We start from the raw sequence: 5,224 nt of genomic DNA, 5'->3' as shown, positions 1-5,224 counted from the left end.
GTCCTGCGTTGGATCATCGGCCACAATACTCAACCACTCCCGCGCATGAAACAGGGGGGCCTTATCATGCGGTATACAATCAAGCGAGACCCAACAGGTACTCGCCATGAGGTCAGTCCTGCGTTGGATCTTCGGCCACAATACTCAGCCACTCCCGTGCATGGAGCAGGGGGGCTTCTCTCGCGGTATACAATCAAGCGAGACCCAACACTTAGGGGTATAACGCTCGGGGTGGGTCAACTTTCGAAGTGCCCAATAGTATGCTCTATGAATTCAGGGTTCACATCGGCTAAAAGGCGTTAGGATATCGCGCCCTGTTGGAAATTATCAAGGCCTGGCAGCAGGTTCATTCCGATTTATTTCTTATACATGTATGCAGCTAGATAGGACCTTAAAGGTAAGGTAAAATTATGGATTTGGGATTTCAGAAAGTATCGAATAGTGTGAGTATTTATTTGTTGAAGCCGATGAAAAATGATTTTGTCATTCCTTCAAAAAAGATAGGCTATAGTCTGCATCTGAGGGAATTGGTCGGCAGTTGGGTTGGTCTACTAGGGCTCATGGTGATGGCCGGTGGCTTTACTTTGAAGACGGGGTTCGTTAATTCGGGCTTGGGTCTCATGTTGCTAGGAGTCGCCCTTCGTTGGCCTACTTTCTGGGAAAGCTATCGTTGCGAACCCTTTTTGTGGTGGTCTGCGGCCATGCTCGCTTATTTAGTGGTGTGCGCCATCTGGGTGGCAGGAGACCCCTATGGTTTGGCTCAAAATGTTGACCGGGGGTTTCAGGAACTGCTGATTTTTACCGGTCTCCCCACGTTGCTGGTGGGAATGGTGTTGGGCGGCAATAAGAGACGGATTGCCCTTATGCTCGGTCTGTCCTTCTTGGCATTGCTCATGCCAATAGTTCCCTACCTAGCAGTGGATGACCTTCGAGCATACTGGAATGGACACAGAATGAATTCTGAAATTAGCGTGAATGGATTGGGCGTCTATTTCTCTCTGACTCTGTTGGCTCTTGTAGCCTTTCTGCCTGCAATACGATCGTGGGTGAGACCGTTAAAACGATGGATTCGTTTGGGGGTTTATCTGACGACGGTAATTCTGGCTTTGATTTGTCTTCTGATGATCCTGTTTACCCAGTCTCGTTCTGTATGGGTGGGCCTATTTCCAGTGTTGTTTGTGCTTTCCATGGTGACGATGAGAGCGCTTTTTTTGCAAGGCGGCGGCAGGTTCGGAGGTCACATCAAAATCGGAATCTTTGTGCTGGCTCTTCTAGTTGCCACTTTGGGTTATTTCTGCGCAGATGTAGTCAAAGATCGGTTGACTCAAGAGCAGGGCACTATTCAGGCATTAACAGCATTTGAGTTGGATGAAATGGAGCGGGGTAGTATTGGCTATCGTGTCCGGCTCTGGATTAATGCCGGAGGCTTTATTCTTGAAAAGCCTTTCTTTGGTTGGGGTCCAGGCAGTGCCTCTGCGCTTATTGAAGGTATCCCCGACTTGCCCGATTTTCCTCATTTTCATAATCTATACCTGCAGCTGCTTATAGAGATCGGTGTTGTTGGATGTCTGATTTTTTCCGGTCTTCTGGGAAGTCTTTTTTTTGCTCTGATGCGAGCCTACCATAGGGAGCAAGTTTCCAGGGAATTCGTTCACTTTTTTGGGGCAAGCGGCGTTTTCTTATTGCTGATTAGTTTCGCTCAGGTGCGGCACGATGATTCTCATGGCACAGCCGTTCTGGCGATGGTCAGTGGTTTGGCGCTGACTGCCACGCTAATGAATGCAAAACGTGATAGGGCATGCTATGAGACGTAATCTTATCCATATTGGCTACCACAAGACTGCGACCAACTGGTTTCAGCGTGTGCTTTATCCTCGTGTGGAGAATGGTGAATATATTCACCGGAAACGCGTAAGGGCCGCCTTCCTTCGAGATAGTGGACTCATGTTCGATGAAAAAGCGGCAGTGAGTGCACTGGGGGGTAAGGTCAATATCCCCTTTATCCTATGCGAGGAAGAGCTCAGTGGAAATATCCACAATGGCGGCCTTTTTGGGTGTTTTACGCGTGAGATCGCGCGGCGGCTGAACCGGGTCTTGCCGGATTCGGACGTGGTTATCTTCGTCCGGAATCAGGTGGATATGATCGCATCGGTCTACCGCCAGTACGTCAAGGAGGGTGGAACATATTCTATAAATCGCTATCTGCACCACCAGCGTTATTTGACCGAATCCGGATTTCAGCCGGCGAAGGCACCCCTTTTCTCCTTCGATCACTTCGATTACACGGCTCTAGTTGAGTTATATGAAGAACTTTTTGGCCAAGAACGGGTGCACGTGTATCCCTATGAAGCCTTCAAGAAAGATAATCAGTCATTCATGGAAGACTATTTGCTTCGATTCGGTATGAAGGTTGATCTGGAGGCCCTTCCGGATGCTCGTCCTAATCCTCCCTATGGCCGTGGTGTATTGCCACTGGCACGGTTTCTCAATCATTTCAGCTACAGAGATGTCATTTACAAGCGTTACTGGCTTCACGTTCATGGTTTTTATAAGTTGCGCGGCAGTACTCTGAAACGGCTTAGCAAGCTTCCGGTCTTGGGTGATCAGGTCAGTCCAGAAATGTTACTGGGCACAAAGAACGTCGCTTACATCCGTGCGCGGTATGCTGAATCCAATCGTCGCTTGGCCCATCGAATCGAATACCCACTCTCGGTATATGGCTATCCCATGTGAACCAGCAACAGAGGCTGATCTCCAGCGAGGGATGCGCCAGTGAATGGGCCGTATAGAATCCTACTCATCCGCCTCTCCGCCATCGGCGACATCGTGATGGCCTCGCCGCTGGTGGGGGCGTTGCGTCGGCGTTATCCGCAGGCGCACATCGCCTGGCTGGTGCAGCCCGAGTCCCGGGATCTGCTGGTGGACCATCCACAGCTAGACGAGGTGATCGTATGGCCCCGCGCCGAGTGGCGCCAGCTCTTGGCCGAACGGCATTATCTCGAGTTGGCGCGGCGTGTACGAGCCTTTCGGCGCGAGCTGCGGGGGCGTGGGTTTGATCTCGCCATCGATCTGCAGGGTCTGATGAAGAGCGGTTTGCTGGCCTGGCTTTCCGGGGCGCCCGAGCGCGTGGGGCTGGGCTCGCGTGAGGGTAGCCGGTGGTTGATGACGCACGTGGTCGAGCGCGGTGGACGGGCCGAGTTGATCGGTTCGGAGTACCGGTTTCTGGCTGAGGCGCTGGAGCTGCCGGTGGCGGATTTCCGTATGGAGGTCGGCATCGGAGCGGAGGCGGAACGCTCGGCGAGGGTACTGTTGGAGGCGCGCGTGGGACAACGATCCTACGCCGTGGGCTGCCCCTTCACCACCCGGCCACAGAAGCACTGGGTGGAACAGGCCTGGGTGGATCTGGCCCGTGAGCTGCATGCCCACCATGGTCTGCCCCTGGTGCTGCTGGGTGGGCCGGGGGATCGGGCGGCGGCGCAGCGTATCGCGGCCCGGGCGGGGGAGGCGGTGGAGGATCTGGTGGGCAGGACCTCCCTCACCCAAGCGGCGGCGGTGATCCGCGGGGCACGACTGCTGGTGGGGGTGGATACGGGGCTGACCCACATGGGGCCCGCCTTCGATGTGCCCACGGTGGCCCTGTTCGGGTCCACCTGTCCCTATCTGGAGACGGGCCGGGAGAACACCACGGTGATCTATCATGATCTGCCCTGCGCCCCGTGCCGGCGCAATCCGGTCTGCGACGGGCGCTTCGATTGCATGACCGGCATCACCCCCGAGGAGGTGCTGCAGCGGGTGGCGCAGGTCATGCCCCATGGGGAGGAGAGAACCTGATGCGTGTGCTGCATGTGGAGGCGGGCCGGCATCTGTACGGCGGGGCCCTGCAGGTGCGTTATCTCATGGAGGGTCTGGCCCGGCGCGGGGTCGCCAACGTCCTGGTCTGCCCCGAGGGGGCCGACGTCGCCGAGGGGGCCGGGGCTTACTGCGAGCGGGTGTGGCCCCTGCCCATGGGCGGGGATCTGGATCTGAAGTTCGTGCACCGGCTGGTGCGGGTGATGCGCCAGGTGCGGCCGGACGTGGTGCATCTGCACAGCCGCCGCGGGGCGGATGTATGGGGCGGACTGGCGGCCCGCTGGACGCGGGTGCCGGCGGTGGTGTCGCGCCGCGTGGACAACCCCGAGCCCGCCCCCTGGGCGCGGTTGAAGTATCGGCTGTTTCATCGCGTGATCACCATTTCGGAGGCTATCCGGCAGGTGCTGATCCACGAGGGGGTGCCGTCGCGGCGGGTGGTGTGCGTTCCCAGTGCCGTGGATACGGAGCGCTACCGCCCGGTGTGTGACCGGGCGTGGTTCCAGGATGCCTTCGGTCTGGAGGAATACGAGAAGACCGTGGGGGTGGTGGCCCAGCTCATCCCCCGCAAGGGGCACCGCCACCTGCTGGCGGCCATCCCCGGGATCATCCAGGCGGAGCCCCGGGTGCGATTCCTGTTCTTCGGCCAGGGCCCCCTGGAGGCGGAGCTGCGGGCGCAGATCCAGGAGGAGGGGCTGGCGGGGCATGTGGCCCTGATGGGGTTCCGGGACGATCTGGAGCGGGTGCTGCCCTGCCTGGACCTGGTGGTGCATCCGGCGGAGATGGAGGGACTGGGGGTGTCCCTGCTGCAGGCGGCGGCCTGCGGCGTGCCCCTGGTGGGGGCCCGTGCGGGGGGGGTGCCCGAGATCATTGGGGAGGATGCCGGTGTGCTGGTGCCCCCGGGGGATTCCCCGGCCCTGGAACGGGCGGTGGTGGACCTGCTCAAGGACCCGGAGCGGCGCGCCCGCCTGGGGGCCGCCGGTCGGCGGCGGGTGCAGGCCCGGTTCTCCATCGATGCCATGGTGGAGGGCAATCTGCGGGTCTATCAGGAGGTCCTCGGTGCGGCGCCCGTCCGGGGCTGAATCCATCTTGGGGGCCGCGGGCGCCCACTGGCCCCGGCGTCTCCTGCCGGGTAACATCCCCGCCCTTTCCCATAGAGCCAAGATGAGGTGAGCGGCCATGAATCTGGACTGGCCGGCGTTCGACCGGGCCCGCGTGGTGGTGGCGGGGGATCTGATGCTGGACCGCTACTGGTCCGGGCCCGCCGCGCGCATCTCGCCGGAGGCCCCGGTGCCGGTGGTGCAGGTCACCGGGGTGGAGGAGCGTGCCGGCGGGGCGGCCAACGTGGCGGTGAACCTGGCCCGGTTGGGGGTGGGGG

4 protein-coding genes and 1 pseudogene are annotated in these 5,224 nt (G+C 59.2%); all 5 read left to right on the top strand.

Features of this window, described 5'->3' with window-relative positions; genetic code table 11:
- Positions 1 to 410 precede the first annotated feature (410 nt).
- On the top strand, positions 411 to 1,814 hold the full coding sequence (locus tag CKO33_RS13070) for an O-antigen ligase family protein (RefSeq protein ID WP_200182665.1): 1,404 nt from the start codon (positions 411 to 413) through the stop codon (positions 1,812 to 1,814).
- Positions 1,804 to 2,733, top strand: a complete 930-nt coding sequence (locus tag CKO33_RS13065; RefSeq protein ID WP_200182664.1) for a hypothetical protein — start codon at positions 1,804 to 1,806, stop codon at positions 2,731 to 2,733. Before CKO33_RS13070 ends, CKO33_RS13065 begins: the two co-directional genes overlap by 11 nt.
- Before the next feature lie 96 nt (positions 2,734 to 2,829).
- Positions 2,830 to 3,831 (top strand): glycosyltransferase family 9 protein, encoded by a 1,002-nt coding sequence (locus CKO33_RS13060; protein WP_200182663.1) that lies wholly within the window; start codon positions 2,830 to 2,832, stop codon positions 3,829 to 3,831.
- On the top strand, positions 3,831 to 4,928 hold the full coding sequence (locus tag CKO33_RS13055) for a glycosyltransferase (protein WP_200182662.1): 1,098 nt from the start codon (positions 3,831 to 3,833) through the stop codon (positions 4,926 to 4,928). Before CKO33_RS13060 ends, CKO33_RS13055 begins: the two co-directional genes overlap by 1 nt.
- A 97-nt stretch (positions 4,929 to 5,025) precedes the next feature.
- Positions 5,026 to 5,224: pseudogene (locus tag CKO33_RS13050) on the top strand (PfkB family carbohydrate kinase); the annotation flags it as partial.

The sequence above is a fragment of the Ectothiorhodospira mobilis genome (assembly GCF_016584115.1).
GTDB lineage: Bacteria > Pseudomonadota > Gammaproteobacteria > Ectothiorhodospirales > Ectothiorhodospiraceae > Ectothiorhodospira > Ectothiorhodospira mobilis.
The sequence above is the reverse complement of the archived record's forward strand: the minus strand, read 5'-3'. Positions and strand labels throughout refer to the sequence as shown.

Coding starts and splice junctions, on each gene's coding strand:
- CKO33_RS13070 (WP_200182665.1), top strand. CDS start 411: ATGGATTTGGGATTTCAGAAAGTATCGAATAGTGTGAGTATTTATTTG.
- CKO33_RS13065 (WP_200182664.1), top strand. CDS start 1,804: ATGAGACGTAATCTTATCCATATTGGCTACCACAAGACTGCGACCAAC.
- CKO33_RS13060 (WP_200182663.1), top strand. CDS start 2,830: ATGGCCTCGCCGCTGGTGGGGGCGTTGCGTCGGCGTTATCCGCAGGCG.
- CKO33_RS13055 (WP_200182662.1), top strand. CDS start 3,831: ATGCGTGTGCTGCATGTGGAGGCGGGCCGGCATCTGTACGGCGGGGCC.